The organism is Spinactinospora alkalitolerans, from assembly GCF_013408795.1.
In the GTDB taxonomy this organism is placed as follows: Bacteria; Actinomycetota; Actinomycetes; order Streptosporangiales; family Streptosporangiaceae; genus Spinactinospora; species Spinactinospora alkalitolerans.
The window spans coordinates 5,349,797-5,374,172 of the sequence record NZ_JACCCC010000001.1 but is presented as its reverse complement, the minus strand read 5'-3'; the positions used below and the strand labels follow the sequence as shown (position 1 = coordinate 5,374,172).

The following is a 24,376-nucleotide window of genomic DNA, read 5'->3' as shown; positions in this document are numbered from 1 at the left end:
GCAATGCGCGGCAAGGCCCTCGTACCGGGACTCATCATCGTCTGGCTGCTCATCGGAGTGCTCGCAGCCGGCCAGCGCGGGTACTTCAGCGGATCGGACCAGAGCTGCGCCACGGTCGGAAGCACCGTCGTCACCATCCTGGCCGGGCCGCTGAACTACATCGGCGTCAACCCGGAGGTCGACTGCCCCTCACTGCCGCAGCCCTCGGAGTGACCGCGGAGCGCGCCGATCCCCGGGCGCCGGTCACACCGGACCGGTGACCCGGGACAGCCCGCCGGCCCCGGCGGGCAGGAACAGCGCGAACGTCGTCGGCTTGGCCATGATCAGCTCGACCCGCGCGCCCTCGGACTCGGCGATGTGCCGGGCCAGCGCGAGTCCCAGCCCAGTGCCGTTGCCGCCGCTGACCTCGCGCTCGAAGATGCGGGGAGAGAGCTCCTCGGGGACGCCGTCCCCCTCGTCGCTGACCTCGATGCGCACCGACTGGCCGGACTCGACGCGGCGCACGGTCACCGTCCCCGCTCCGTGCTTGAACGCGTTCTCCACGAGCGTCGCCAGGATCTGCGACAGGTCGGTGGGCACGGTCATGGCGGTCAGCCCGCTCTCCCCGACGAGCCGCAGCTCCCGCCCCTCCTGGCTGAACATCGGCGCCCACTCGCCCATGAACTGCTCCAGCACGTCGTCGATCTGCACCGGCTCCACTTCGGGGTTCTGGGTCTTGCGGGCCCGGCCCAGCAGGCTCTCCACGATCTCCACCAGCCGCTCGGTCTGGGCGAGCGCGGCCTCGCCCTCCTCCCGGACCACGTCGGGGCTGTGGGCTTCGGCGATGATCTCCTCCAGGCGCATCGTCAGCGCCGTGAGCGGCGTGCGGAGCTGGTGTGAGGCGTCGGTGGCGAAGTGCCGCTCGGTGGCGATGAGCCCGGCGATGCGCTCGGCGCTGCGGTCGAGGACCTCGGCCACGCGGTCGGCCTCGGGAATGCCGTAGCGGTGCCCCCAGGGGGTGGTCACCCCGGATCCCAACCGCTCCGCGGTCGCTGCGAGGTCCACCAGCGGCAGAGTGAGCCGGCGCGCCTGGATCATGGCCAGGCCCACGGCCACGCCGATGGCCAGCAGCGACAGGGACGCGATCCCCACCCAGGCACTGATGATGCTCTCGCGGACCCCGCTGGTGTCGCGCCACACCTGGACCAGGGTGCCGTCGGCCGTGGTGGCCTCCGCCTTCAACGTGCCGCCGTTGTCGGCCTCCCCGGACCGGTCGTTCCACCCGCCGGTGGTGACGCTGCCCTCCCCGGCGGGCGGCGTGATCACGATGTGGCGCTGGGGGTAGACGGTTCTGAAGTGCTCGGCGTCGATGCCGCCCTCGTGTTCCAGTTGCGCGTCGACCTCGGCGCCGATGACCTCGGCCTCGCGCTGGAGCTGGGCGACGTTCTCGTCGTAGACGGACTGGTACGTCAGCGCCCCCAGCGGCAGCCCGAGCAGCATCACCGCGATGATGGCGACCACCAGCGTGGAGAACAGCATCCGCCTGCGCATGTCACCCCTTGCTCGCGTGGCTCCCGGTTCCCGGTGCCGGGGCGCCGCGCCGCGGGTCCTCGGTCATTCCCGCTCGAACCGGAAGCCCACCCCTCGCACCGTCGTGATGTAGGACGGCTGGTTGGCGTCGTCGCCGAGCTTACGGCGCAGCCAGGAGATATGCATGTCCAGGGTTTTCGTCGACCCCCACCAGTTGGTGTCCCACACCTCGCGCATTATCTGCTCGCGGGTCACCACCTTGCCGGCGTCGCGGACGAGCACCCGGAGCAGGTCGAACTCCTTCGTGGTGAGTTGGAGCTCCCGGTCGCCCAGCCAGGCTCGGCGCGAGTCGTTGTCGATGCGCACGCCGTGCACGACCGGGACCTCGGCCCCGCCGCGGCGCAGCAGGGCGCGCACGCGGGCGAGCAGTTCGGCGAGCCGGAACGGCTTGGTGACGTAGTCGTCGGCCCCCGCGTCCAGCCCCACGACGGTGTCGACCTCGTCGGCCCGGGCGGTCAGGATCAGGATGGGGGTTCCGTGCCCTTCCGCACGCAATCGTCGGGCCACTTCGAGACCGTCCATCTCGGGCAGCCCTAAATCGAGGACGAGTAGGTCCACATCGCCCGCGCGGGCGCGTTCGAGAGTCTCCACGCCTTCGACGGTGACATCGACCGAGTACCCTTCCCGGCGGAGCGCACGGGCGAGCGGCTCGGAGATCGAAACGTCGTCTTCGGCCAGCAAAACGCAGGTCATGCACCCGATCGTAAATCGGGGCGGAGGGTTTTCCCTATTATGCGCGCCGCTTGACCAAGCGTTGACCAAAAATGCGCAACTCCCATAACAGGCATAATTCGCTTACTTCGCAACCCGCCCCATCGGTGCCGGGAAAGCCGGGGCAGCGAACACGCCTCCGCCGTCTCCCGTTCTACCCCGCGCCCCCCACCGGCGCCGACACTCCGCCGCCCTCCGCGTGTCCCGCCCTCCAACGGCCCCGGGCCGTCGGCGTTGTCGGGATATGGGCCCAAGAGGGCCCAAGAAGGCCCAAAAGTTTGGGTCCTTCTTAGGGGCCTGGGACTCTGTTCCACCTCATGGCCGCCTCGCTACGCTTGATCGGCTTGCCTACAAATCCCCCGAAATCGGTCTGCGGGTTCATGCTAAGACGAATATCCGATCCCGAACGCGGCGCGTCGTTCGCGGAATACGCGGCCGTCATCCTGCTGGTGGCCGCCATCGTCGGCGTGGTCATCGCCTCCGGAGTCTCCGAACGGATCGCCACGGGAATCACCGATGCCGTTGACCAGGCGCTCAATCCGGAACAGGGTGCTCCTGTCGCAGACGGTCCCGGCGACGAGAGCGAGGACGCGCCAGGCGCTGATCCGGACATCGGCCGGGATCCGCCCACCTACCCCGGCGAGCCCGCGGATCTCGACGTGCCCGAAGCCGACCCTGCCGAACCGGAGATCGACCCCGACTCCACGTGGCCCTACATGGCCACGACTCCGGTGCTGCTTCCCGGCCCGGAAGAGGAGCGGGACCCGTGCAATCCCCTGTGCCGACCGGGTGAGTCCGACGGAGACCCCTTCTCCGGCCTGCCGCGTGACATGCATCCAGAGGTCGACTTGGCGCTGGAGTCAAGGGAGCAGTACGGCGCCGAGGAGGAGGTCCCCGGGTACAAGTGCACCGGAAGAGCCCCGATGCACCGGCTGTGCCAGGTCAGGAAGGAGGCGCTCATGGCTGCCATGGGAGGCGAGTACGTCAGGGGCTACCCTGACGCGGCCGAGTATCTGCGGCACTTCCTGAGAGGCTCGGGCGAGACCATGACCGTCGACATGGACCGCTTCATGGACGACGTCCCGGAGTTCGACGAACAGGTGCGCGGTCACCAGCAGGAGCTTGGAATCGAGGCCGTTCAGCAGGCGCAGGCCCTGGACACCGACGGTCCGGTGACGTTTCCGGTGAACACCGCCTGGAACGCCTGGGGCTACCCTCCCGATGCCATCGACGGCGCCTCCTTCGTCTATGACGACGCGAACTGGGCCAATGCGATCGGGAGCTTCAACTACAACCTGGTCGGCGAGGTCACGGCCTATCCGCCGGAGGAACCCGGCGGTGAGTGGAGCTACGAGATCGACACCCAGGTGAACCTGCGGAAGTATTACGACTGGGGCAGGCAGGACACGAGTCCCGCTGTCAATTTCCCGGGTTTCACCTTCAGTCAGCAGGAGCTGTGGGAGTTGCACCGGCACGGCATGGCCCAGGAATTCTGGATCGCAGGGGACACCAGGGTGAGCAGTGAGGGGAGCGGCTGATCATATGGCTCGGAGACGTCTGATGGCGGGGGTTCTCGCCGTCGTCGCCTTGGCCGCGGGCTGCGGGGGAGACGACGAGCCGTGGATCCGGCAGGGGAACTTTCCGGCCACGCCCTCGCCGCTGCCCACCGCGATCGAGGAGCTGCGCGCCTCCTTCGAGGAGTTCAGCGGCCTGACCGTCCCGTCCGACGCCACCGACGTGGAGATCACCGCCGACCACAACGGTGCGAACCTTCCGCTGTACCGTGCTCAGTTCACCACCAGTCGAGGCGGAGCCGAAGTGTTCTGCACCGATGAGAACTTCGACGTCTACGTCAATCCGGATCCGCCCGATGCCGAGACGCGCGAGAGGCTCGGCATCACCGAGGAGACCGTGGACGGCATGGTGACCTGCCGCGGAACGAACCTCGACAGGCCGAATGTGCGGCGCGAGGTCGTAGTGGTGTGGCCGGAGAAGGACACCGCCGCCGTGCACGCCCTTATCCAGGAGCTGCCCGGCTGAGGGTCGGCCTCTTGCCGGCTCGGTGCTACGCCTGCTCCTTCTGCTGCTCGGCGGCGGGGGTGGGCGGTGGGGCGGCGGAGGGGGCCGCTCGGAAGACCCACTTGCGGTAGGACCAGAAGCGGAACAGCGAGCCGAGGCCGACACCGATCACGTTGCCCGCGATGTTGCGGGCCAGCGGGCCGTCCAGGCCCAGGACATCGACGGTGAACCACAGGCACGCCACCTGGATGAGCAGCCCGACCCCGTTCAGCAGGAAGAACAGCGCGTACTCGCGGCCCAGCCCGCTGCGCTCCCGGTGGCTGAACGTCCAGAACCGGTTGCCCAGGAACGCGACCACCGTGGCGCAGATCGTGCCCAGCGCCTGACCGGCCAGCTCGGGCATGCCCAGCACCCACCAGAACAGGTTCGTGCTGGTGAGCTGCACCGCATAGGCCACGGCGCCCACGGTGCCGAACTTGGCGACCTCGTGGACGAGGTGGGAAAAACGCTGGTAAAGCGCTCTAACGAATCTCAAGAGCCGTTCCGATCCATCACCGGGGTGGTCACTAGACTTTCACGGGTGCCGCGTCGGCCGCGCGGCGCCGTCCCTCCCCGCACCGCACAAGAGTTGAGGAACTGTGAGCGAGCGTAATCGGCCCGTCCCGTCCGTTGGAATGGTGGGAGGGGGTCAGTTGGCCAGGATGACGCACCAGGCCGGCATCGCCCTGGGCGTGGGCTTCCGGGTCCTGGCGAACTCCGCCACCGACAGCGCCGCGCTGGTCTGCGGCGACGTCCACCTGGGCGACGACAGAGGGCTGCCGGACCTGTTGGCGTTCGCGAAGTCCTGCGACGTGCTGACCTTCGACCACGAGCACGTGCCCGAACCGGTGCTGCGCGAACTGGAGCGGGTCGGCGTGATGACGCGCCCCGACCGCGCCGCCCTGGTGTACGCCCAGGACAAGCTGCGGATGCGCGTCCGGGTCGAGGAACTGGGCGCGCCGTGCCCCCGCTGGCGGGCGGTCACCGCCATCGACCACGTCGAGGCGTTCGCGGGGCAGACCGGATGGCCGGTCGTGCTCAAGGCCGCCCGCGGCGGCTACGACGGCAAGGGCGTGTGGGTCGTCGACTCGGCCGCCGAGGCGCTGGAGGTGCTGGAACGCGCCGCGCAGGCCGAGGTTCCGTTGCTGGTCGAGGAGAAGGTGGGCTTCACCAGGGAACTCGCCGTGCAGGTGGCGCGCTCGCCCTACGGGCAGGTCGCGGCCTACCCGGTGGTCGAGACCGTGCAGCGCGGCGGCATCTGCCACGAGGTGATCGCCCCGGCCCCCGGCCTCGACGAGGACAAGGCCGTCCGCGCCCAGGAGCTCGCGATCGAGCTCGCGCACGCGCTGGACGTCGTGGGCATGCTCGCGGTCGAACTCTTCGAGACCGAGTCCGGCGTCGTCGTCAACGAGTTGGCGATGCGCCCGCACAATTCCGGGCACTGGACCATCGACGGCGCCCGGACGTCGCAGTTCGAGCAGCACCTGCGCGCCGTGCTGGACCTGCCCCTGGGATCGCCGCGCAGCACCGCGCCCTTCACCGTGATGGCCAACGTACTCGGCGGCGCCGACTCCGACGTCTACAGTCGCTACGTCCACGTCATGGCCAAGGACCCCGAGCTGAAGGTGCACTTCTACGGCAAGGAGGTCCGGCCCGGCCGCAAGATCGGGCACGTCACCGCGGCGGGCGACGACCACGGGGAGCTGCTCGCCCGCGTTCGCGACGCCGCCGCCTACCTCAAGGGAGACCAGCAGTGACCGAGACCGTTCCGACCGTCGGCATCGTGATGGGCAGCGACTCCGACTGGCCCTTCATGCAGGACGCCGCCACGGCGCTGAAGGAGTTCGGCGTGCCCTACGAGGCCGATGTCGTCTCCGCGCACCGGATGCCGCACGAGATGATCGCCTACGGTTCGGAGGCCGCCGACCGCGGCCTCAAGGCGATCATCGCCGGGGCCGGGGGAGCGGCGCACCTGCCGGGCATGCTGGCCTCGGTGACCCCGCTCCCGGTGATCGGCGTGCCGGTGCCGCTGAAGTACCTCGACGGCATGGACTCCCTGCTGTCCATCGTGCAGATGCCGGCCGGCGTCCCGGTCGCGACGGTCGCCGTCGGCGCGGCCCGCAACGCCGGCCTGCTGGCGGTGCGCATGCTCGCCGCGCACGACGCCGACCTGCGCGCGAAGATGACGGAGTTCCAGGAGGACCTGAAGGCCGAGGCCCAGGCCAAGGGCGAGCGCCTGCGCCGTCAGCTCGGCGAGGGCTCCTCCATCGGATTCGGCGCCGCCCGGTAGCCGAGCAGGTCACCCGGCCGGCAGTCGAGCGCCTCGCACAGCTTCACCGGCGTGGAGAACCGGATGGCCTTGGCCCGGCCGTTCTTCGGGATCGACAGGTCGACCACGGTCCCCTGTGCCCGGTGGGACAGCTCGGTCAGGGTCATCCCGCGTTCGGCCAGGAGTTCGTCGAGGCGCACGGCGATGTGCTGCCGGGGATCGGGTTCAGCCGGCGACATGGTCGGAGCCGGGGGCGGTCTTCCGCGCGAGGAGGGATGAGGCTGGTGGAGGTTCAACCAGCCATGAACACCCGGCGGGGTGGCGCGACGGCGAGGGCCGGGAGGCCGGTCCGGGTGGGGTCAGGTCTGGGACCAGTGGGTCCACACGCCGGTCGGGACCTGGTCGAGCAGGGTGGTCATCGCGTCGAGCTTGGACTCGATGCCGGAGGGGCCGCCGCCGGAGGCGGTGCAGATGAACACGTCCCCGTCGAGGATGAAGTCGGTGAAGGCATACCGGCGGACCTCCTCCCGGACCTCCGCGCTGAGCAGGTCCACGGGGAACCGCACCTCGGGGCTCTCGGTGTACAGGTCGTGTGCGCCGCCCTCGGGGTCGTGCACCTCGACGTAGGGGACCCGGACCGGCAGCGCGACCGCGTGCACCAGGAGGGTGTCCCACCGGCCGGTGTGCTGCGAGACGTACAGGTAGTCGAAGACCATGAACCCGTGGCCGTGGCGCTCGCCCGAGACGGCGTTGCGGACCGAGCCCAGCCGCCCCGACGGCAGCGCCGGACGCGGCCAGCCCACGATGGTGCGCTGCGCCCGCTCCGCGTAGCGCCAGCCGTTGCGCTCGGCCAGCGCGCGGCGCTCGGCGGTGCGCTCGGAGTCGTCGGGCGCGGCCCCGGAACCCCCGTCAGGGGCCGGGTCCCGGCGCTCGGTCCCGCCGAGGAGCGAGAGAAACCAAGGACGTCGCATACCCCGCCCCTACCCGGCCGGGCATCTCCGTACCGGCTCGGTGCCGACCGGTATCGAGCAGCACCGACCGGCGCACGCACCATCGGCACCCCGGTCAGCGCTCCGATCAGCGTCCGGTCAGCAGTCGCGGCCATTCGATCGCGGGGCAGCGGTCCATGACCATGTGCCGCCCGGCGGACAGCACTCGCTCGGCGGCGGCCGCGTCGACCACGCCCAACTGGAACCAGACCGCGCCGACCTCGGCGCGCGCCAGAGCCTCGTCGGCGACGGCGCCGGCCTCGGTGGAGCGCCGGAACACGTCGACCGCGTCCACCGGGAAGGGGATGTCGGCGAGGCGGGCGTAGCCCTGCTCGCCGTGGACCGCGGCGGCCGAGGGGTGCACCGGCACGATCTTCTTGCCCTGCTCCTGCAGGAACCGCGCCACCCCGTAGGCCGGCCGAGCGGGGTTGTCGCCCAGCCCCACGATCGCCCACACCCGGGCTTCGGTGAGCACGCGGCGGATCACGGCCTCGTCGTTGAGATCGTCCATGCGTCCATCCTCGGCGATGCCGCGATCGGAGACTACGGGCGTCCCAGCGCCCGGTAGGTCCAGCCGCGCTCGCGCCAGTACTCGGGGTTCAGGGCGTTGCGTCCGTCGACGATCTTGGTCTCGGCCACGACCTTGCCGAGCTCGTCGGGGTCGGCGTCGCGGAACTCGGCCCATTCGGTGAGCAGCAGCACGACCTCGGCGTCGCGCACGGCCTCCAGCATGGAGTGGGCGTAGTTGAGGTCGGGGTGCTCGCGCCTGGCGTTGTCCAGCGCCTCGGGGTCGTAGACGGTGACGTGGGCGCCGAGGGAGCTGATGGTCGCGGCGACGTCCAGCGCGGGGGAGTCGCGGATGTCGTCGGAGTTCGGTTTGAACGAGGCGCCCAGCACGCCGACGGTGCGGCCGGCGAAGCTGCCGCCGATCAGGCCTCGGGCGATGTCGATGGTGCGGGCCCTGCGGCGCTGGTTGATGGCATCGACCTCGCGGAGGAAGGACAGCGCCGGCTCCACGCCGAGTTCGTCGGCGCGCGCCATGAACGCGCGGATGTCCTTGGGCAGGCAGCCGCCGCCGAATCCGAGGCCGGGGCCGAGGAACTTGCCGCCGATGCGGTCATCGTGGGACAGCGACTCCGCCAGCTTGATGACGTCGGCGCCGGCGGCCTCGCAGACCTCGGCCATCGCGTTGATGAAGGAGATCTTGGTGGCGAGGAAGGCGTTGGCGGACACCTTGACCAGTTCGGCCGTCTGCAGGTCGGTGGTGAGGAACGGGATGCCCTGCTCGATCTGGCCGGCGGAGATCTCGCGCATGGTCGCCTCGACGCGCTCGGAATCGGTGCCGATCACGATGCGGTTGGGGCGCAGGGTGTCCTGCACGCCGAAGCCCTCGCGCAGGAACTCCGGGCTCCAGCCCAGCTCGACGGCGTCACCCGCCGGCGCGGCGGCCGTCAGCCGGGCCGCGACGCGGGCGGCCGTGCCCACCGGGACGGTGGACTTGCCGATGACGACGGTGGGCCCGTTCAGGTGCGGGGCCAGACTGTCGACGGCGGCGTCGACGTAGGTGAGGTCGGCGGCGTTGGAGTCGGAGCGCTGGGGCGTGCCGACGCAGAGGAAATGGACGTCGGCGAACGCACCGACCTCGGCGTAGTCGGTGGTGAAGCGCAACCGGCCGTTGTCGAGGTTGCGGGCCAGGACCTCTTCGAGGCCGGGTTCGTAGAACGGCACGCGGCCCGAGGAGAGGATGTCGATCTTGGCCTGGTCGATGTCGATGCCGAGCACGTCGAAGCCGAGTTCCGCCATGCAGGCGGCGTGCGTGGCACCCAGGTACCCGGTACCCACCACCGAAATCTTGAGGCGCTGTTGTTCGGCCAATGGTTCGTCCTTCCTTCAACCGGCCCTGGCATGCTATCGACGCATGACCGGGACGATGCGGGCGGTGATCGCCACGGGAGGCCATCGGCGACGACAGATGGCCACGGTCCGCGACCTCATGCGGCCGGAGCGTGGCGCGGCGTACCCGTCGCACTCCTTTATCGTGCGTCAATGGACCGACCCGGACCAGCGCTCCTGTATGAGACATTGCCGAACCCGGGTCTAACGCAACCTCAACATGATCCTAAGAGGGCTCCGAGGGCGTTTTTCGCGCGGCTGGTCTGTGATGTTATGCGGCAAATCGCGGTGCTTGGTACTTCGGCGTTCCCACTCTCAAGCTACCCGCCGGTAAGGCCCTGGTAACGGCCGTTCCGCGATTCGCCGCGCCCCTTTCCGCGGTCCTCGGGCCCGGATCCCACGGATCCGCAGGGCGCCGCGGGCGCGGCTCGTGCGCCGCGGCGCACGGGGCGCCGGCTATTCGCGCGGCCGGGGATCGGGGCCGGGGTCGCCCTCGCCGCGGTGCGCGCCGCCGGGGCGGCCGGGCTCGTCCGTGATCCGCGGCATCGGTCCGGTGCCGGTGCCGTAGAGGTGCGACTCCTGCCCGGGGGGCGGTGCCGCGCCGGGCTCGGCGGGCGGCACCCGCGGAATGGGGCCGGTGCCGTACAGGTGCGGGACCTGCTCGTCCGGGCGGCGCGGCGGCCCGGCATAGGGCGCCTGCGCCGGCTGCGCGGGCCCGCCGTAGGGCTGCTGTTCCCCCGGCCGGGGACCGCCCCGGTACTGCGGCGGCGGAGCCGCGGGCCGTCCCGGGACGCCGTGGGGCTGCGCCGGCTGCGGGCCGGTCCCGGGAGCGTATCGGCCGCCCCCGTGGTCCACCGGTCCCCGCACCGGAGCGGGCGGGTGATCGGGGACGCCGTGCGGGCGCCCGGCGGGGGCGGCTTCGGTACGGCGGGCACCGGCGCGCCACCGCGACGGCGGCAGCGACGCGGCGAGCAGCAGGCCGCCCACCAGTACGTAGCTGGAGACGTGAGGGGCGAAGTACTCCAGGGGCACGACGGCCATGCTGAGACCGGCGGTGGGCTCCAGGGAACCGAGAACGCCCCAGAGCGACAGCACCGCGCCGGGGATCAGCGAGGCGAGCGGGGACACCCTGGACCCGGACACGAGACCGAGGACGATCCCCAGGACGAGCACCACGGCCAGGCCGGGAAGGACGGTGCCGACGCTCATGTCGAATCGGGCCAGCGCTATTTCGAGCCGCGTCCCGCCCCATCCCATCGCCAGCACCACGAGCGGCGTCACGGCGAGGCCGACGACCGCGCCGATCGCATGCCGCAGCCCGTTCGACATGGAATCCCTCCTCGATCCGGTCCCCGCCGGGACGTGTACCCAAATTTAACGGCGGAGGAGCCGCAGGAGAAGGAATATCGGCTGATGGTCCGGGCCGTTATCGGCCGTTGCGGAAGGTCCGGGTACTCGCCGCGGGATCGTCGATCCCGTCCCGGTCCAGGACCCGCACCCCGTTCTCACCGCGCCGGAACGGGGTGGTGGTCTTGGCGTCGTCCTCCGCGCCCTCCACCCAGGGCTCCTCGTGGACGGGCGGGTGTCCGCCGGTGTTCCAGCCCCGCTGCGGGGCGCCGGAGAGGTCGGCGGGGCGGTCCGGCCCTGCGGGCTCGGGCACGGGTTGCGGGAACGGCGCCAGGTCGCTCTCGGCGCGCGGTCGGGAGCGCCACCGCGACGGGGCGAGGGCCGAGATGAACAGCAGCGTTCCCAGCGCGAGGTTGACCGCGAGGGCGGGGCCCAGCGGATGGAAGAGCGTGCCGGGCGCGAGCCAGTCCGGAAGCGTCGCGTTCATCGACGGGTAGTCGACCAGCGGCCACAGGCACAGGCCCAGCAGGACCGCGCCGGGGAGGAAGGCCGCCAGCGGTGAGATCCGCGATCCGGCCAGGAGCCCGCAGACGAGTCCGATCGCCATCATGGCGGCGACGGAGGCCAGCAGCATCGGATCGTCGATGTCCAGGTTCGGCAGCCGGGAACCGATCTCGGCGGCGGACCACGCGGTACCGGCCCACAGCAGCGGTGTGACGATGATTCCGGCCAGCAGGCCGAGTGGATGGCGCAACACGGGCACCTCCCCGGAACGAACTGTCCCCTCCTCATACCACCCTGCTCACGGAATTAACATCATCCAGACCACAGCGTTACGGACGGCCCTCTTCGGGGCGCAGCACCACGGACCGCGCCATCCTGAGTCATCTCGGGCGAGCCCGGTGCGAATCGGTGGGAAACCCGGCTTCTTCCGCCGGTCTCGACGTCTCGGACCCCGGGAGTGCGGGTGGTCTCAACGCCCGCAGGGGCAGATCGGCGCAGGGGTCAGTCGCACACGTTGTCCGCCGCGGTGTCGGTCTGCACGCCGCCGCGGCCGTTCGCCGTACCCGCGGGGCTCGGCTCGGGAGAGGTGGACTGCGGCGCCTCCACGCTGACGTAGTTGAACCCGATGACGACCTGGACCCGCTCGCCCAGCGCGTCGTCCTGCTCCGCCCTCGCGCCGGGGATGGCGTCGACGACCGCCTGCGCGGCCCCGGCCTGCGACGGCGCGTGGCGGACCACGGTCTCCGCGACGTCGCGGGTGGGCCAGTTCTGCGCCTGGGACGGGACCTGGAAACCGGCGCCGACCAGGTCGCCGCGGACCGATGCGCCGAGGCCGGGCGTGCCCACCCCGTTGAACACCTCCAAGGTGACGTCGCCGGGCGCGACCGGCTCGTCCTCGGCCTCGCCGGACTCCCCGCCCGCGCCGGCCGGGCCGTCCAGCGGCCGGTCGGCGGCGATGTCGCCGAAGAGCTCGCCGGCCTGCTCCTCGTTCCAGGCGACCGCCAGCTCGCCGCTCGGCGTCCGGAAGTCCATGTCGGCGATCGGCACCTGGGTGAACGACACGTCCTGCAGGGAGAACGAGCGGAGCTGGCCGCCGAGCCGGTTGATGGCGGCGGTGTCCAGGCCGTCGTCCACGGTGATGGAGCCGAGCGCGCTGTCCAGGAAGTTCGCGAACCTGCCCGGATCGCTCAGGGTCTCGGAGGCCAGCGCCTTGTCCAGCAGCGCCGACATCACCTGCTGCTGGCGGTCGATGCGGTCCAGGTCCCCGCCGGCGGACTTGCGGGTCCGGGCGAAGGCCAGCGCCTCGACGCCGTCCACCTGGTGCGTCCCCGCGGCCATGTCCAGGTTCGCCTTCTCGTCGCGGATCGGCTCGGGCAGGCAGACCTCGATGCCGTCGAGCGCTTCGACCACGTCGACGAAACCGGTGAAGTCGACCTCCACGTAGTGGTCGACGCGCACGCCCGTGGCCGACTCCACCGTCCGGATGGCCAGCACCGGCCCGCCGTAGGCGTAGGCCGCGTTGATCTTGTTCCTGCCGTGGCCGGGGACGTCCACCCAGGAGTCCCTGGGGATGCCGACCACCGTGATCCGGTCGCGGTCGCTGTTGAGGTGCACGAGCATCATGGTGTCGGAACGCTCCCCTTCGACGTCGCCGACGCTCAGCTCCTCCTGCTCGGCGCCCTCCATGCCGCCGCGGCTGTCGGAGCCGATCACCAGGAAGTTGAGCGCACCCTCGGGCCCGGCGGCCGGCCGGTCGCCGTCGAACAGCCCCGCGAAGACGTTGTCCCGGTTGAGCTGCCCGGACACCCAGCCCGTCAGCGCCCACGCCGACCCCGACGCCAGCAGCACGATGACCGACATCGTCCCGGCCAGCAGCAGCGCCACCCGCTTGCGGCGCGCCTGCGCGCTGGGGAGGGCGAAGGGCGTGCGGGAGCGCGCGCGGGGCCGCGCGCCCCGCGCGTCCCCGGGAGGCAGCGGCCCCGAACGCACCCGGCGGAACTCCGGCGTCTCGTGCCGACCGCCGCCCCCGGCGTCGTCGCTCATCGGGTGACCTCCCGCACCATCAACCATCTCCCTACGGGTTGACACCCCAGAGTGTCAGGAATCCGCCCCCTGGCGGCAGGAGGCCGGATATCGGCGTGTTGGTCACCGCTTTCGACGCGGGAGGCGCGCTCCGCGATCCCGGCCGCCGCCCGGCGCGCGACCCGATGCGAAAAACCGGTGCGGGCCCGGTGCGCGGGCCGCCGGCCGGGCGGGCCGCACAGACCGGACAGGCCGCACAGACCGAGCAGGCCGGACACGACCCCGGATTGCAGTAGCGTTGCTCTTTGCGGGCCCTCCCGCCCTCTCCGGTTCCCTGACCCTATGGATATGCCCGTGACCTGGCCGGCCGTATCGGTTGTAACGCCCATCCTGAACGAGGAACGCCATCTCGCCGCCGCCGTGCGCCACGTCCTGAGCCAGGACTACCCCGGCGAGCTCGAAGTGGTGCTCGCCGTGGGCCCCTCGAAGGACCGCACGCAGGAGGCCGCCGATTCGCTGGCGGCCGCGGACCCGCGGGTCAAGGTGGTGCCCAATCCCACCGGCCGCACGCCGGCCGGGCTCAACGCCGCGATCGCCGCCTCCTCGCACCCCATCGTGGCCCGCATCGACGGCCACGCCATGATGCCGGCCGACTACCTGCGGGTGGCGGTGGAGACGCTGCAGGAGACCGGCGCCGACAACGTGGGCGGCATCATGGCGGCCGAGGGCGAGACGCCCTGGGAGCAGGCGGTCGCCGCGGCCATGACCTCCAAGGTCGGCGTCGGCAACGCCCGTTTCCACACCGGCGGCGAGGGCGGCCCCGCCGACACCGTCTACCTGGGCGTGTTCCGGCGTTCGGCGCTGGAGCGCGTCGAAGGCTACGACGAGGCGTTCCTGCGCGCGCAGGACTGGGAGATGAACCACCGCATCCGCCAGACCGGCGGGGTGGTCTGGTTCCAGCCCAGGATGCGGGTGTCCTACCGGCCGCGGCCCAACGTCAAGGCCCTGGCCAGGCAGTACTTCCATTACGGCCGGTGGCGGCGCGTGGTCGCCCGCCAGCACAAGGGCACCATCAACCTGCGCTACCTCGCCCCGCCGGCCGCGGTCGCGGCGATCGTCGCCGGCCTCGCGGGCGGCCTCCTCTTCTGGCCGGCCTGGCTGGTGCCCGCCTGCTACGTCCTGGCCGTCATCGGCGCCTCCCTGCCGCTGGGCCGGGGCCTGCCGCTGAAGGCCAAGTCGTGCATCCCGGTGGCGCTGGCGACGATGCACATGGCGTGGGGCACCGGCTTTCTCACCAGCCCGCCCGGACTGGGCCGGGACTCCAGGAGCGCGCGCGCCCGGCAGCACGCCTGACCGGCGCCGCGGCGACCGGGGCGGACGGCGGTCCGGACGCCCGCCCCCGAGCCGTGGCGTTCACCGGACCAGCACGGCGAGGGCCGGCGGGGTTTCCCGCCGGCCCTCGCCGCGTCCGCGTCCCCGTACCGGCGGCCCCCGCTGTCCGTCCCGCTCCGCGGCGGGCCCCGCCCGGCATCAAGACAACAACGGGAGTTAACGCGCGTACCCGTCGCCATTAACCGACCGGTCGCATTGGCTCGGGAGAGTGATGGCCTCTGCCCGCGACGGGATCTCGGCATCTCCCGGGTCAGAGTGGTCTTCCCCTCCGGTCAGGAGCCCTCTCGTTGAGTGTCATCGCAGTCATCCCCGCCCGCGGCGGTTCCAAAGGCGTTCCGATGAAGAACGTCGCCTCCGTCGGCGGACGCGCCCTGGTGACCCGCGCGGTGGAGGCCTGCCGGCTCGCGGAGACGATCGACGCCGTGGCGGTCTCCACCGACCACGAGGAGATCGCCCACGCCGCGCGCGCCGCCGGGGCGCTGGTGGTGGACCGCCCGGCCGGCCTCGGCGGCGACACCGCCTCCTCGGAGTCGGCGCTGCTGCACGCGCTGGACGAGCTGCGCGGTCGGGGCGGCGACCCCGATGTGACGGTGTTCGTCCAGTGCACGAGCCCGTTCATCGCCCCCGGCGACCTCGACGCCGCGGTGCGCCGGGTGCTGGCGGACGAGGCCGACGCGGTCTTCTCCGCCGTCGAGACCTACGAGTTCCTGTGGCGGCGCACCGGCGAGGGCGCCCGCGGAATCAACCACGACCACCACCACCGCCCGCGCCGGCAGGACCGCGAGCCGCACTACCGCGAGACCGGCGCGTTCTACGTCTTCCGCACCGACGGCTTCCGCGCGCACCGGCACCGCTTCTTCGGCCGCGTCGAGGTCCAGGAGGTCCCCGAGGCGCGCGCCGTGGAGGTGGACACCCCGGCCGACCTCGACCTGGTCCGCGCGCTCGCGCCGGTCGTCGACGCGCCCGCGCCGCTGGACGTCGACGCCGTCGTCACCGACTTCGACGGCGTGCACACCGACGACCTGGCGCACGTGGACCAGGACGGCCGCGAGGCCGTCTCGGTCAGCCGCTCCGACGGCATGGGCGTGCGGCTGCTGCGCGAGGCCGGGGTGCCGTTCTGCATCCTCTCCACCGAGGTCAACCCGGTCGTCCGGGCCCGGGCGGAGAAACTCAGGGTTCCCGTGACGCACGGGCTGAGCGACAAGCGCTCAGCCCTGCGCAAGTGGATCAGCGACGAGGGCCTTGACCCGGCCCGCGTCGCCTACGTCGGAAACGACGTCAATGACCTCGGTTGCCTGGCCGAGGTCGGATGGCCGATCGCGGTCCCGGACTCCCATCCGGAGGTCCTGGCCGCGGCCCGGCTTGTTCTGTCGCGCCCCGGAGGTTCCGGGGCCGTCCGCGAAGTGTGTGAACGCGTCCTCGCGGCACGAAAAGGATAGGTATCCATGACCCAGAGCGCAACGGTGCACACCAGTGCGGCCGCCCCCGTCACCATCGGTGACCTGCTGGTCGGTCCTGGTCAGCCCACGTACGTCATTGGCGAGATCGGCATCAACCACAACGGTGACGTCGAGATCGCGCGCAAGCTGATCGACGTCGCCGCCGAGTCCGGCTGCCAGGCGGTCAAGTTCCAGAAGCGCACGCCCGAGATCTGCGTGCCCAAGGAGCAGCAGGGCAAGATGCGGCAGACGCCGTGGGGCGAGATGACCTACCTGGAGTACAAGCACCGGGTGGAGTTCGGCCAGGACGAGTACCGCGAGATCGCCAAGTACGCCGAGGAGTGCGGGCTGCAGTGGTTCGCCTCCCCGTGGGACGTTCCGTCGGTGGAGTTCCTGGAGTCCTTCGACGTCGTCACGCACAAGGTGGCCTCGGCCTCCATCACCGACCACGAGCTGCTGCGGGCGCTGGCCGCGACCGGCAGGCCGATCATCCTGTCGACCGGCATGTCCACCATCGACGAGATCGACGCGGCCGTCGAGATCTTCGACCGCGACAAGCTGGTCATCCTGCACTCCACCTCCACCTACCCGATGCCGGAGGACGAGGCCAACCTGCTCACCATCGGAACCCTGCGGGAGCGCTACGGCGTTCCGGTCGGCTACTCCGGCCACGAGCGCGGCCTGCAGATCTCGCTCGCCGCGGTGACGCTGGGCGCCGTCGCGGTGGAGCGGCACATCACGCTGGACCGCGCCATGTGGGGCTCGGACCACGCCGCGTCCCTGGAGCCGACCGGCCTGGAGCACCTCGTCCGCGACATCCGGGTCATCGAGAGGGCCCTCGGTGACGGCGTCAAGCGGGTCTTCCCCGGCGAGGAGGAGCCCCGCAAGCGGCTCCGCCGCGCCACCGCCTGATCCGAACGACGCAGTGGGCACGGTGGGAGGGGCCGCCCGGCCCCTCCCACTCCCCCGAGGAAGACCTGGAGTAGTTCGAGTGACCACGCTGTCGGTCATCGTTCCGGCCCGCGATGTGGAGCCCTACATCGCCGACACACTGGCGAGCCTGGGCCGCAACGCGCGCAAGGATTTCGAGTTCATCGTCGTCGACGACGGATCGACGGATGCGACCCCGGAGATCGTGACCGATTTCGCCGAGCGCCTCGGCGGGCTGTCGATGATCCGCAACGACGCCGCCGTCGGGTTGTCCGCGGCGCGCAACCAGGGCCTGGCGGCCGCGAGCGGCCGCTACATCGTCTACCTCGACGGTGACGACTGGCTGCCGTCCGGCTACCTGGCCGAGGCGCTGGAGGCGATCCGGCGGCTGGACGTCGGCTTCGTCAAGACCGACCACGTGCGCGTGACCGGCAAGAACCGCGTGCTGGTCCGGGCCCCGGAGGGGCGCAGGAACGTCCCGCTCGCCCCCAGGTCGGCGATCCTGCCCGAGAACGTCGCGACGATGGTGGACTACCCCAACGCCTGGTCCGGCATCGCCGACCGCGAGAAGCTGCAGGACCGGGGCCTGCTGACGTTCAACGAGAAGCTGCTCACCGCCGAGGACCGCGAGTGGACGTGGCGGCTGCACCTGCACGCCGAGTCCTTCGCCGTGGTCTCGCTCATCGGCGTCTGCTACCGCCGCAGCGTCGCGGGCTCGCTCACCCGGATCGGGGACGAGCGCCAGCTGCACTTCTTCGACTCCTTCGACGGGGTGCTCGCCGAACTGGAACGCGACCCCGAGGGGGACCGGTTCCTGCCGAAGGCGCTGCGCAGCTACTGCGCCATGATCGCCTTCCACCTCCAGGAGGAGGAGCGGCTCACTCCGCCGCTGCGCAGGCGGCAGCGGCAGCGGGCGGCCGAGACCCTGCGCCGGATGCCGCCCGACGTCCTCGACCGCATCCTCGGCTCGATCGACAACGAGCGCGAGGAACAACTCCGGGCCGTCGTCGACCCGGGAAAGGCGCTGGCCCGATGACCCAGATGTTCGTCGCCTCCACGTTCTTCGGGGCGATGTCGCTCGCCGCCGCGGTCGACTCCGGGGAGTTCGGCCCGGCCGGTGACCGCAGGATCCTCCTGGTCAGCGACAACGCCGCCCTGCTGGAGATCACCGACCCGCTGATGGAGGCGCCGGGGTTCGAGGCCGTCCGCTCCCGATTCGACGAGGTCGTCTCGTGGAACGAGCTGCTGTGGCCCTTCCACCCCTCGACCTGGCAGCCCCGGCCGCAGGACGTGCTGCTGCTGCGGCGGCTGCTGGCCTCGTACTGGTCGTTGGACGACTCGCCTCTTCAGATCGTGGTGGAGTCGGTCCAGGTGCCGCCGGCGAAGTCCCTGGCGGCCATCTTCGAGGACGCGTCGATCACGGTCTACTCTGACGGCCTGATGAGCTACGGCCCCACGCGCAACAGCCAGCCGCGCGAGGTCGCCACCAGGATCGACCGACTGGTCTACCTCGACCTCGTCCCCGGCGTCGAACCGCTGCTGCTCGACGAGTACGACGTCGCACGCTCCCCGCTGCCGCTGGAGGCGTTCCGCGCGGTGGTGTCGGAGGTCGCCGACAGCCTCGACCGGCTGCTCAAACCCCGGCTGGACGAGGGGATCGAGGAGGCGCCGCTGCTGCTCGGGCAGTACCTGTCGGCCCTCGACCTCATCTCCCCGCAGCAGGAGGACGAGCTGCACGCCTCGATGGTGCGGGCGATGGCGGCCCGGGGGCACAGGACGGTGCTGTTCAAACCGCACCCGTCCAACACGCGCCGGACCCATCTGCGCATGAGCCGGACCGCACAGGAGCTGGACGTGCGGCTGGTCCTGCTGGAGGAGCCGATCCCCGCGGAGGTGTGGTTCACGGTCCTGCGGCCGTCGACGGTGGTGAGCTGCTTCTCGACGGGGCTGAGCACCGCGGCGCACCTCTACGGCATCCCGGTGGCCTGCGTCGGCACCGAGATGCTGCTGGAGGCCGTCACCCCGTACCAGAACAGCAACCGCATCCCCGTGACGATCGTCGACGCATCGATGCCCCGGATCGACGCGGAGGGCGGGCTCCGGCCGCCGCGGTTCTCCGAGGAGCGGCTGCACCGGGAGCTCGCGCCGCTGCTGCGCACCGTGAGCTACTGCATGCAGGGGGCGGCCTACCCGCACCTGCGCGAAGCGGCGGTCGACTACCTCGGCGCCCATTACGACGCCACGACCCGCCGCTACTTCAAGCGGCGCCGCCTCACGGCGCTGCACCTGCCGGGGGCACTGCCCCAGCGCTCCTCGACGAACTGGCTGGTCTCCGGCGCGCGCAAGGTCCGCAGCGTGCAGCAGACCGTGTTCGACCGCAAGGACTAGCGCCGGGACAGCGCCGTCTTCGTCCTCGACCCTCCTCTTTCCCGATCACCCCGCGTCGTGAGGCGGTAACCGAGTCGTGCACGTTTCCGTTCCCACCGGCGCCGCTCCAGCCCCGGAGCGCGCCGACGCCGCTCCGGGAGCCGGTTCCAGGGCCGGCGGAGGGAGCGGCTACCGGCCCGAGATCCAGGGGCTGCGCGCCGTCGCGGTCCTGCTGGTCGCCGCCTACCACATCTGGCTCGGCCGTGTCTCCGGCGGCGTCGACGTGTTCCTGCTGCTCACCGGCTTCCTCATCACGGGGTCCCTGGTGCGCGCCGTGGAGCGGCGCGGCAGGGTCGGCTTCACGGCGTTCTGGGCCAGGCTGCTGGGCCGTCTCACGCCCCCGGCCGCCCTGGTCCTGCTGGGGACGCTGGTCGCGACGGCCCTGTGGCTGCCGCAGTCGCGATGGCGCGACGTCATCGCCGAGACGGTCGCCACCGCGCTCTACCACGAGAACTGGTACCTGGCCGCGAACGCCGTCGACTACCTGGCACGCGACAGCGACCTCAGCCCGCTCCAGCACTTCTGGTCCCTGTCCATCCAGTGGCAGTTCTACCTGCTGTGGCCGGTCCTGATCGCGCTGGCGGCGCTGGTCGCCCGCCGGCGTGGCTGGGGCCTGCGTCCGGTCGTCCTGGCCGCGCTCGGGGCCGTGGCCGGCGTCTCGTTCGCCTACTCGGTCCGGATCACCGGGACGGACCAGGCCTGGGCCTACTTCGACACCGGGGCGCGCCTGTGGGAGCCGGCCCTCGGCGGCGCCCTCGCCATCGTCCTGCCGCACCTGCGCCTGCCGCGCGCCCCGCGCGTCGCCATGGGCTGGCTGGGACTGGCCGCGCTGGTCTCCTGCGGGATCCTGCTCCAGGTCTCGACCATGTTCCCCGGCTGGATCGCCCTGTGGCCCACCGGAGCCGCGGTGCTGGTCGTCGTCGCGGGCACGACCGGCAGCCGCTTCGGGGCCGACCGGCTGCTGACCTGGCGGCCGCTGCACTACATCGGCGACATCTCCTACGCCCTGTACCTGTGGCACTGGCCGGTGCTGGTGGTCTACCTCGGCGTCGCCGACCGCCAGGTGGCCTCCCCGCTGGGCGGCTGCTGCGTGCTGGCGGTGTCGCTCGCCCTGGCCGCCGCCACGAAATGGCTGGTCGAAGGCGGCGTGCAGCGGTTCGTCCGAACCCGCTCGGCGCCGCTGTGGTCGGTCGCCGTCGCGGTGGTCTGCCTGCTGCCCGTGTTCACCGCGGCCGGCGGCTGGTCGGTCCACCTGGACCGGCAGGAGCTCCACCGCAGGGAACTCGCCTCCGATCCGGGCAACTACCCCGGGGCCGCCGTCCTCGCGGCGGACTTCGCCGGTCCCGTCCCCGACGTCCCGGTGCTGCCGGCCCCGGCCGACGCCGACGGCGACCAGGGGGAGAACAAGGAGCCCGGCGGCTGCCACGACATGTTCGAGGCGACGACGGCCGACCCGTGCGTCGACGGGCCGGCCGACGCCGAGCGCACCGTCGCGCTGATCGGCCACTCCCACATCGCGCACTGGTACCCGGCCATGCGCGAGGCCGCGGAGCGCAACGGCTGGCGGCTGATCACCATGACCAAGGACGCCTGCCACTTCACCACCGGCCCCTGGCACCGGGGCAGGGACGACTACCCCGAGTGCGAGGCGTGGAACGCCGATGTGATGGCCGGGCTCGCCGAGGACCCGCCCGACGTGGTGGTCACGCACGCCACCCGGTCCAGCATCGGCAACGGGGAGCAGGTCCTGGAGGGCTACGAGGAGCGCTGGGCGGAACTGGCGGCGCTGGGCAGCCGCGTCGTGGCGCTGCGCGACACGCCCCGCATGGGCTTCGACGCCCCGGAGTGCGTGGCGCGCAACGGCGCCGACTCCCCGGAGTGCGAGACGGAGTTCACCCTCTCCCTCGCGCAGGAGCCGCCCTACGAGCGGCTCTCGGCGGCCTCCGAGGCGACCTTCATCGACCTCGACGACTACGTGTGCCCCGATGGGCGGTGCCGTTCGGTGATCGGCAACGTGCTGGTGTACTACGACGAGTCGCACATGACCGGAACCTTCTCGCGCACCCTCGCCCCCGCGCTGGAGACCGAGCTGAAGGCGGCCCTGGGGTGGTGAGGAGGCGCATGTTCGCCGTTCTTGGCCACTGGGGGGCGTGAAGCTCAGCCCAAGGTGGGATCCGCGGTGGTTGGGCGATGGTGCGCGCCGTCCCCGGCCTCAGGGGGTCTTTGACACCAGCCCAAGGAGGGACTCGCGGTGACCGGGCGATCCTCTCGTGTGGCCGAAGGCCCTTGACAGGGATCGCACCGGCGCCGCGCCGCCCACGCCGCCTGCGTGGGCGCCGGGCCGAAACCGCGGTGTCGGTCTGTGCCCATGGTGTCGGCGCGCGCCCTCCCTCCTGGGGCGGGCCCTACCGACCCCCTGGGGTCGGGGATGCACTCGTCCCCCGTCCTCTCAGGTCAGCAGCCTGCGCATCTTCTTGCGGACCCGGCCGATGGTGCGCAGCGTGGCCGGGGGGACCTCCAGGCGCAGCCGCGCACGGCGCCGCGCCGCGGCGTGCTCGGGGCCGTCGAGCAGCGCGGGCCGGTCCGGCAGGGTCCCCGCGCGGCGCTGGTCGACGAGCTTGTGCAGGTGCTCGACCCAGTCGTTGTCGGCGGCGGCGTGGAAGTAGTTGGCGGCGCACCACCGGGAGCTCGGCCGCCGGAACCGGCCGGCGCTCAAATCCTCCAGCGTGCCGAGGACGCCGCTGTCCTCGAACACCAGGTTGATCATCTCGGCGCTGACCCCGAAGTCCGACAGCACCAGCAGCGGCACGTCCTGGGCGGTCGCCTCGAGGGCCGCGGTGGAGCTCACCGTCACGAACCCGCTCGCGCGCTCCAACTGGTCGCGCATCGCGCCGCCGACGAAGGTCACGGCCCCCTCGGGCACCGCGCCGGCCGCCACCAGGCCGTTCCACAGCGTCTCGTAGTGGTGGTGCTCGCGGTGCGTCTGCTGCTCGTGCGCGCGGGCCCGCAGTTTCACGACGACGTCGAGGTCGGGCCGGTTCGCGGCGAGCCCGGCCAGCGCGTGCAGGACGCGCTCGCGCTCCTCCCGCTCCACGGGCACCTTGGCCTGGGTGGCGAACACGACGCGGTCGCGTTCGGTCCTCTCGGTCCTCTCGGTCCTCTCGGTCCCCTCGGGGGCACCGGGACCGGCCGGTCCGGCCGGACCGGGGGCGGGCCCGCCGGCCAGGAACGGCAGGGTGGCCAGCGCGACCGAGCCTGTGGCGCCCAGGCGCGCGCCGACCTCGCGGAACTCCTCGACCTCGCGTCGGCTGTGCAGTACGAACAGGTCCACCGGCCCGCGGAACAGCCACGCCTTGTCGGAGGCCGGGACCGAGATGCCCGGCAGGCCGGAGACGAGCACCGGCCGCGGCTCCAGCCCGTTCAGCACGGTGCTGGCGAGCACGTCGACCACCGGCCCCGTGCACGCCACCACGATGACGTCGGGCCGGCTGCGCCGCACCGACCGCCGCAGGGCCTGGGCCGTGAGCACCGGCGGCGGCGCGTCCTGCACCCGGGTCCCGTGTACGGCCCCCTCCATCTGCGCGGCGGACGGCGCGATGGGCGTGCGCACGACCGCGAGCTCACCGCTCCACCCCTGCGGCAGGCCGTCGAGGAGTCCCGCGGCCCACTTCAGGTAGGAGTCGGAGTCGGCGATCGCCAGGACGTGGACGTCTCCACGTTCGGTCAACGAGTTTCCTCCGGGCTGTGGACGAACGTGCTCAGGTGCGCGCGCAGCGACGGGGCGGCCTCGGCGGTCCACCAGTCCTCGGGGACCCCGGCCGCGTCGATCCGCACACCGCGGGTGCCGAGCAGCACACGCAACGATGTTACGGCGGTCGAGGGCAGGCTCACGACGCGGTGCCCGGCCGTCAGCCCGCGCAGTCCGACCTCGGCGGGCAGGCCGTGGCCGGCGATGCGCACGCCCGGCACCCGGCTCAGCGGCTCCAGGGTCGAGGCGTCCTCGCGCCGGTGCGGGTAGTAGAGCACCGGCTCCTTGGCCGCGTGTGCGCCGACCCACTCCAGATAGCGGTCGGCCCTGATGAGCCCGTCGTTGACCATCGCGGCGCCGAGCACCACGCGCCTCTCCTCGGGGGCCGAGGAGTCCGGCTGGGCGCGCAGCCAGGTGAAGTCGTGGTTGACGATGCTGATCCCGGCGCGCCGCGCCTGCTCGGCGAGGTCGTCGGGCAGCGGGATGACGGTGAAGACCGCCAGGCGGCCCGCGCGCGCGGCCGCGCGCAGCCGCAGCGCCGTGGCCAGTCCCAGGGTCTTGCGCGAGACGCCGGCCCGCACCCGCGCCCGCACCAGCGGGGCGGCGACCGGCTTGACCAGCAGCCGCAGCAGGTGCAGGGTCGCCAGACCGTCGTCGACGACGACGTAGCGCCGGCGGCGGTCGCGCAGCAGGGCTCTCTGCACCTTCCCGGAGAAGGCGTCGCCGATGAACCACAGGCCGGCGTCGGTGCGGGCGTCGCGCGGCTCGTCCCTGGCCGGCAGCACCGTCAGGTCGGCCGGCAGGCCCAGGCGCTTGATCTCGGCCACCGTGGCCTCCAGCGCGGCCGATCCCGACCGGGGGATGGCGTGGCACCGCTTGGCGAACCGGCCGGTGGAGTGGGCCTCCAGCACAGAGAGAAGCTGGAGGGGGGTCTCCACCCAGGCCGTGGCCGCGGTGAGGTCGTCGGTGCCGAGGAGACCGGCCGGTGCCGCGACTAGCTTGTTGTTCACGGGAATGCCTCGTCGCTCCTGTGCGGCCGCCGCCGCCACGGCGGGGTGGCGGACCGGCGACGGGGGGA

23 protein-coding genes are annotated in these 24,376 nt (G+C 71.9%); 11 read left to right on the top strand and 12 right to left on the bottom strand.

Annotated features, from left to right (window positions below; genetic code table 11):
- Positions 1-3 precede the first annotated feature (3 nt).
- On the top strand, positions 4-213 hold the full coding sequence (locus tag HDA32_RS23955; RefSeq protein ID WP_179645336.1) for a hypothetical protein: 210 nt from the start codon (positions 4-6) through the stop codon (positions 211-213).
- Positions 214-243: 30 nt separating this feature from the next.
- On the opposite strand, the gene HDA32_RS23950 is transcribed toward HDA32_RS23955, so the two are convergent.
- A complete protein-coding gene (locus HDA32_RS23950) occupies positions 244-1,530 on the bottom strand; it encodes a sensor histidine kinase (protein ID WP_179645335.1) in 1,287 nt (428 codons plus the stop codon).
- A gap of 63 nt (positions 1,531-1,593) precedes the next feature.
- Positions 1,594-2,262: a response regulator transcription factor gene (locus HDA32_RS23945; protein ID WP_179645334.1), complete on the bottom strand. Its 669-nt coding sequence runs from the start codon at positions 2,260-2,262 to the stop codon at positions 1,594-1,596.
- Between the two features lie 398 nt (positions 2,263-2,660).
- On the opposite strand from HDA32_RS23945, the gene HDA32_RS23940 reads away from it, so the two are divergent.
- Together HDA32_RS23940 and HDA32_RS23935 are read left to right on the top strand one after the other, a co-directional pair.
- Entirely contained in the window at positions 2,661-3,818 is a 1,158-nt protein-coding gene (locus tag HDA32_RS23940) for an ICP22 family protein (RefSeq protein WP_179645333.1), read from the top strand.
- Positions 3,819-3,840: 22 nt separating this feature from the next.
- Positions 3,841-4,320 carry a hypothetical protein gene (locus tag HDA32_RS23935; protein ID WP_179645332.1) on the top strand — a complete coding sequence of 160 codons (480 nt, stop codon included), beginning with the start codon at positions 3,841-3,843 and terminating at the stop codon, positions 4,318-4,320.
- 25 nt (positions 4,321-4,345) lie between these two features.
- On the opposite strand, the gene HDA32_RS23930 is transcribed toward HDA32_RS23935, so the two are convergent.
- Positions 4,346-4,834, bottom strand: coding sequence for a GtrA family protein (locus HDA32_RS23930; protein WP_179645331.1), 489 nt, complete (start codon positions 4,832-4,834; stop codon positions 4,346-4,348).
- A 139-nt stretch (positions 4,835-4,973) separates the two neighbouring features.
- On the opposite strand from HDA32_RS23930, the gene HDA32_RS23925 reads away from it, so the two are divergent.
- Positions 4,974-6,095 (top strand): 5-(carboxyamino)imidazole ribonucleotide synthase, encoded by a 1,122-nt coding sequence (locus HDA32_RS23925; protein ID WP_218882575.1) that lies wholly within the window; start codon positions 4,974-4,976, stop codon positions 6,093-6,095.
- Positions 6,092-6,628 carry a 5-(carboxyamino)imidazole ribonucleotide mutase gene (gene purE, locus HDA32_RS23920; protein ID WP_179645329.1) on the top strand — a complete coding sequence of 179 codons (537 nt, stop codon included), beginning with the start codon at positions 6,092-6,094 and terminating at the stop codon, positions 6,626-6,628. The genes HDA32_RS23925 and purE overlap by 4 nt, the downstream gene beginning before the upstream one ends.
- On the opposite strand, the gene HDA32_RS23915 is transcribed toward purE, so the two are convergent.
- The 7 genes from HDA32_RS23915 to HDA32_RS23885 form a co-directional block, all read right to left on the bottom strand.
- Entirely contained in the window at positions 6,583-6,846 is a 264-nt protein-coding gene (locus HDA32_RS23915; protein WP_179645328.1) for a helix-turn-helix domain-containing protein, read from the bottom strand. The two genes, purE and HDA32_RS23915, sit on opposite strands and share 46 nt — an antisense overlap.
- 120 nt (positions 6,847-6,966) lie before the next feature.
- A complete protein-coding gene (locus HDA32_RS23910) occupies positions 6,967-7,578 on the bottom strand; it encodes a type III secretion system chaperone family protein (RefSeq protein WP_179645327.1) in 612 nt (203 codons plus the stop codon).
- Between the two features lie 106 nt (positions 7,579-7,684).
- Positions 7,685-8,107, bottom strand: a complete 423-nt coding sequence (locus HDA32_RS23905; RefSeq protein WP_179645326.1) for a CoA-binding protein — start codon at positions 8,105-8,107, stop codon at positions 7,685-7,687.
- Between the two features lie 32 nt (positions 8,108-8,139).
- Positions 8,140-9,471 (bottom strand): UDP-glucose dehydrogenase family protein, encoded by a 1,332-nt coding sequence (locus HDA32_RS23900; protein WP_179645325.1) that lies wholly within the window; start codon positions 9,469-9,471, stop codon positions 8,140-8,142.
- Between the two features lie 474 nt (positions 9,472-9,945).
- Positions 9,946-10,818 (bottom strand): hypothetical protein, encoded by an 873-nt coding sequence (locus HDA32_RS23895; RefSeq protein WP_179645324.1) that lies wholly within the window; start codon positions 10,816-10,818, stop codon positions 9,946-9,948.
- 97 nt (positions 10,819-10,915) lie between these two features.
- Positions 10,916-11,593, bottom strand: a complete 678-nt coding sequence (locus HDA32_RS23890; RefSeq protein WP_179645323.1) for a hypothetical protein — start codon at positions 11,591-11,593, stop codon at positions 10,916-10,918.
- A 248-nt stretch (positions 11,594-11,841) separates the two neighbouring features.
- Positions 11,842-13,383, bottom strand: coding sequence for an LCP family protein (locus tag HDA32_RS23885; protein WP_179645322.1), 1,542 nt, complete (start codon positions 13,381-13,383; stop codon positions 11,842-11,844).
- 333 nt (positions 13,384-13,716) lie between these two features.
- On the opposite strand from HDA32_RS23885, the gene HDA32_RS23880 reads away from it, so the two are divergent.
- From HDA32_RS23880 to HDA32_RS31900, 6 genes are all read left to right on the top strand, one after another.
- A complete protein-coding gene (locus HDA32_RS23880) occupies positions 13,717-14,715 on the top strand; it encodes a glycosyltransferase family 2 protein (protein WP_179646912.1) in 999 nt (332 codons plus the stop codon).
- A gap of 326 nt (positions 14,716-15,041) precedes the next feature.
- Positions 15,042-16,193 carry an acylneuraminate cytidylyltransferase gene (locus HDA32_RS31005; RefSeq protein WP_246334466.1) on the top strand — a complete coding sequence of 384 codons (1,152 nt, stop codon included), beginning with the start codon at positions 15,042-15,044 and terminating at the stop codon, positions 16,191-16,193.
- A gap of 6 nt (positions 16,194-16,199) precedes the next feature.
- Positions 16,200-17,105 (top strand): N-acetylneuraminate synthase family protein, encoded by a 906-nt coding sequence (locus tag HDA32_RS31000; RefSeq protein WP_246334465.1) that lies wholly within the window; start codon positions 16,200-16,202, stop codon positions 17,103-17,105.
- Between the two features lie 79 nt (positions 17,106-17,184).
- Positions 17,185-18,159, top strand: a complete 975-nt coding sequence (locus HDA32_RS23870; protein ID WP_179645321.1) for a glycosyltransferase family 2 protein — start codon at positions 17,185-17,187, stop codon at positions 18,157-18,159.
- Positions 18,156-19,511 carry an alpha-2,8-polysialyltransferase family protein gene (locus tag HDA32_RS23865; protein ID WP_179645320.1) on the top strand — a complete coding sequence of 452 codons (1,356 nt, stop codon included), beginning with the start codon at positions 18,156-18,158 and terminating at the stop codon, positions 19,509-19,511. The genes HDA32_RS23870 and HDA32_RS23865 overlap by 4 nt, the downstream gene beginning before the upstream one ends.
- Before the next feature lie 76 nt (positions 19,512-19,587).
- The gene (locus HDA32_RS31900) at positions 19,588-21,663 is read left to right on the top strand and encodes an acyltransferase family protein (RefSeq protein ID WP_179645319.1); all 2,076 of its coding nucleotides are present in this window, start codon (positions 19,588-19,590) and stop codon (positions 21,661-21,663) included.
- A gap of 336 nt (positions 21,664-21,999) precedes the next feature.
- Here HDA32_RS31900 and HDA32_RS23855 read toward each other — a convergent pair whose 3' ends face one another.
- Positions 22,000-23,277 carry a DUF6716 putative glycosyltransferase gene (locus HDA32_RS23855; RefSeq protein ID WP_179645318.1) on the bottom strand — a complete coding sequence of 426 codons (1,278 nt, stop codon included), beginning with the start codon at positions 23,275-23,277 and terminating at the stop codon, positions 22,000-22,002.
- On the bottom strand, positions 23,274-24,308 hold the full coding sequence (locus HDA32_RS23850) for a hypothetical protein (RefSeq protein ID WP_179645317.1): 1,035 nt from the start codon (positions 24,306-24,308) through the stop codon (positions 23,274-23,276). The genes HDA32_RS23855 and HDA32_RS23850 overlap by 4 nt, the downstream gene beginning before the upstream one ends.
- Between the last annotated feature and the right edge of the window lie 68 nt (positions 24,309-24,376).

What these genes read in the sequence shown, in the direction of transcription:
- HDA32_RS23940 (WP_179645333.1), top strand. Translation starts at nt 2,661, where the DNA reads ATGCTAAGACGAATATCCGATCCCGAACGCGGCGCGTCGTTCGCGGAA.
- HDA32_RS23955 (WP_179645336.1), top strand. Translation starts at nt 4, where the DNA reads ATGCGCGGCAAGGCCCTCGTACCGGGACTCATCATCGTCTGGCTGCTC.
- HDA32_RS23945 (WP_179645334.1), bottom strand. Translation starts at nt 2,262, where the DNA reads ATGACCTGCGTTTTGCTGGCCGAAGACGACGTTTCGATCTCCGAGCCG.
- HDA32_RS23895 (WP_179645324.1), bottom strand. Translation starts at nt 10,818, where the DNA reads ATGTCGAACGGGCTGCGGCATGCGATCGGCGCGGTCGTCGGCCTCGCC.
- HDA32_RS31000 (WP_246334465.1), top strand. Translation starts at nt 16,200, where the DNA reads ATGACCCAGAGCGCAACGGTGCACACCAGTGCGGCCGCCCCCGTCACC.
- HDA32_RS23885 (WP_179645322.1), bottom strand. Translation starts at nt 13,383, where the DNA reads ATGAGCGACGACGCCGGGGGCGGCGGTCGGCACGAGACGCCGGAGTTC.
- HDA32_RS23925 (WP_218882575.1), top strand. Translation starts at nt 4,974, where the DNA reads ATGGTGGGAGGGGGTCAGTTGGCCAGGATGACGCACCAGGCCGGCATC.
- HDA32_RS23865 (WP_179645320.1), top strand. Translation starts at nt 18,156, where the DNA reads ATGACCCAGATGTTCGTCGCCTCCACGTTCTTCGGGGCGATGTCGCTC.
- HDA32_RS23910 (WP_179645327.1), bottom strand. Translation starts at nt 7,578, where the DNA reads ATGCGACGTCCTTGGTTTCTCTCGCTCCTCGGCGGGACCGAGCGCCGG.
- HDA32_RS23915 (WP_179645328.1), bottom strand. Translation starts at nt 6,846, where the DNA reads ATGTCGCCGGCTGAACCCGATCCCCGGCAGCACATCGCCGTGCGCCTC.
- HDA32_RS23950 (WP_179645335.1), bottom strand. Translation starts at nt 1,530, where the DNA reads ATGCGCAGGCGGATGCTGTTCTCCACGCTGGTGGTCGCCATCATCGCG.
- HDA32_RS23905 (WP_179645326.1), bottom strand. Translation starts at nt 8,107, where the DNA reads ATGGACGATCTCAACGACGAGGCCGTGATCCGCCGCGTGCTCACCGAA.
- HDA32_RS23935 (WP_179645332.1), top strand. Translation starts at nt 3,841, where the DNA reads ATGGCGGGGGTTCTCGCCGTCGTCGCCTTGGCCGCGGGCTGCGGGGGA.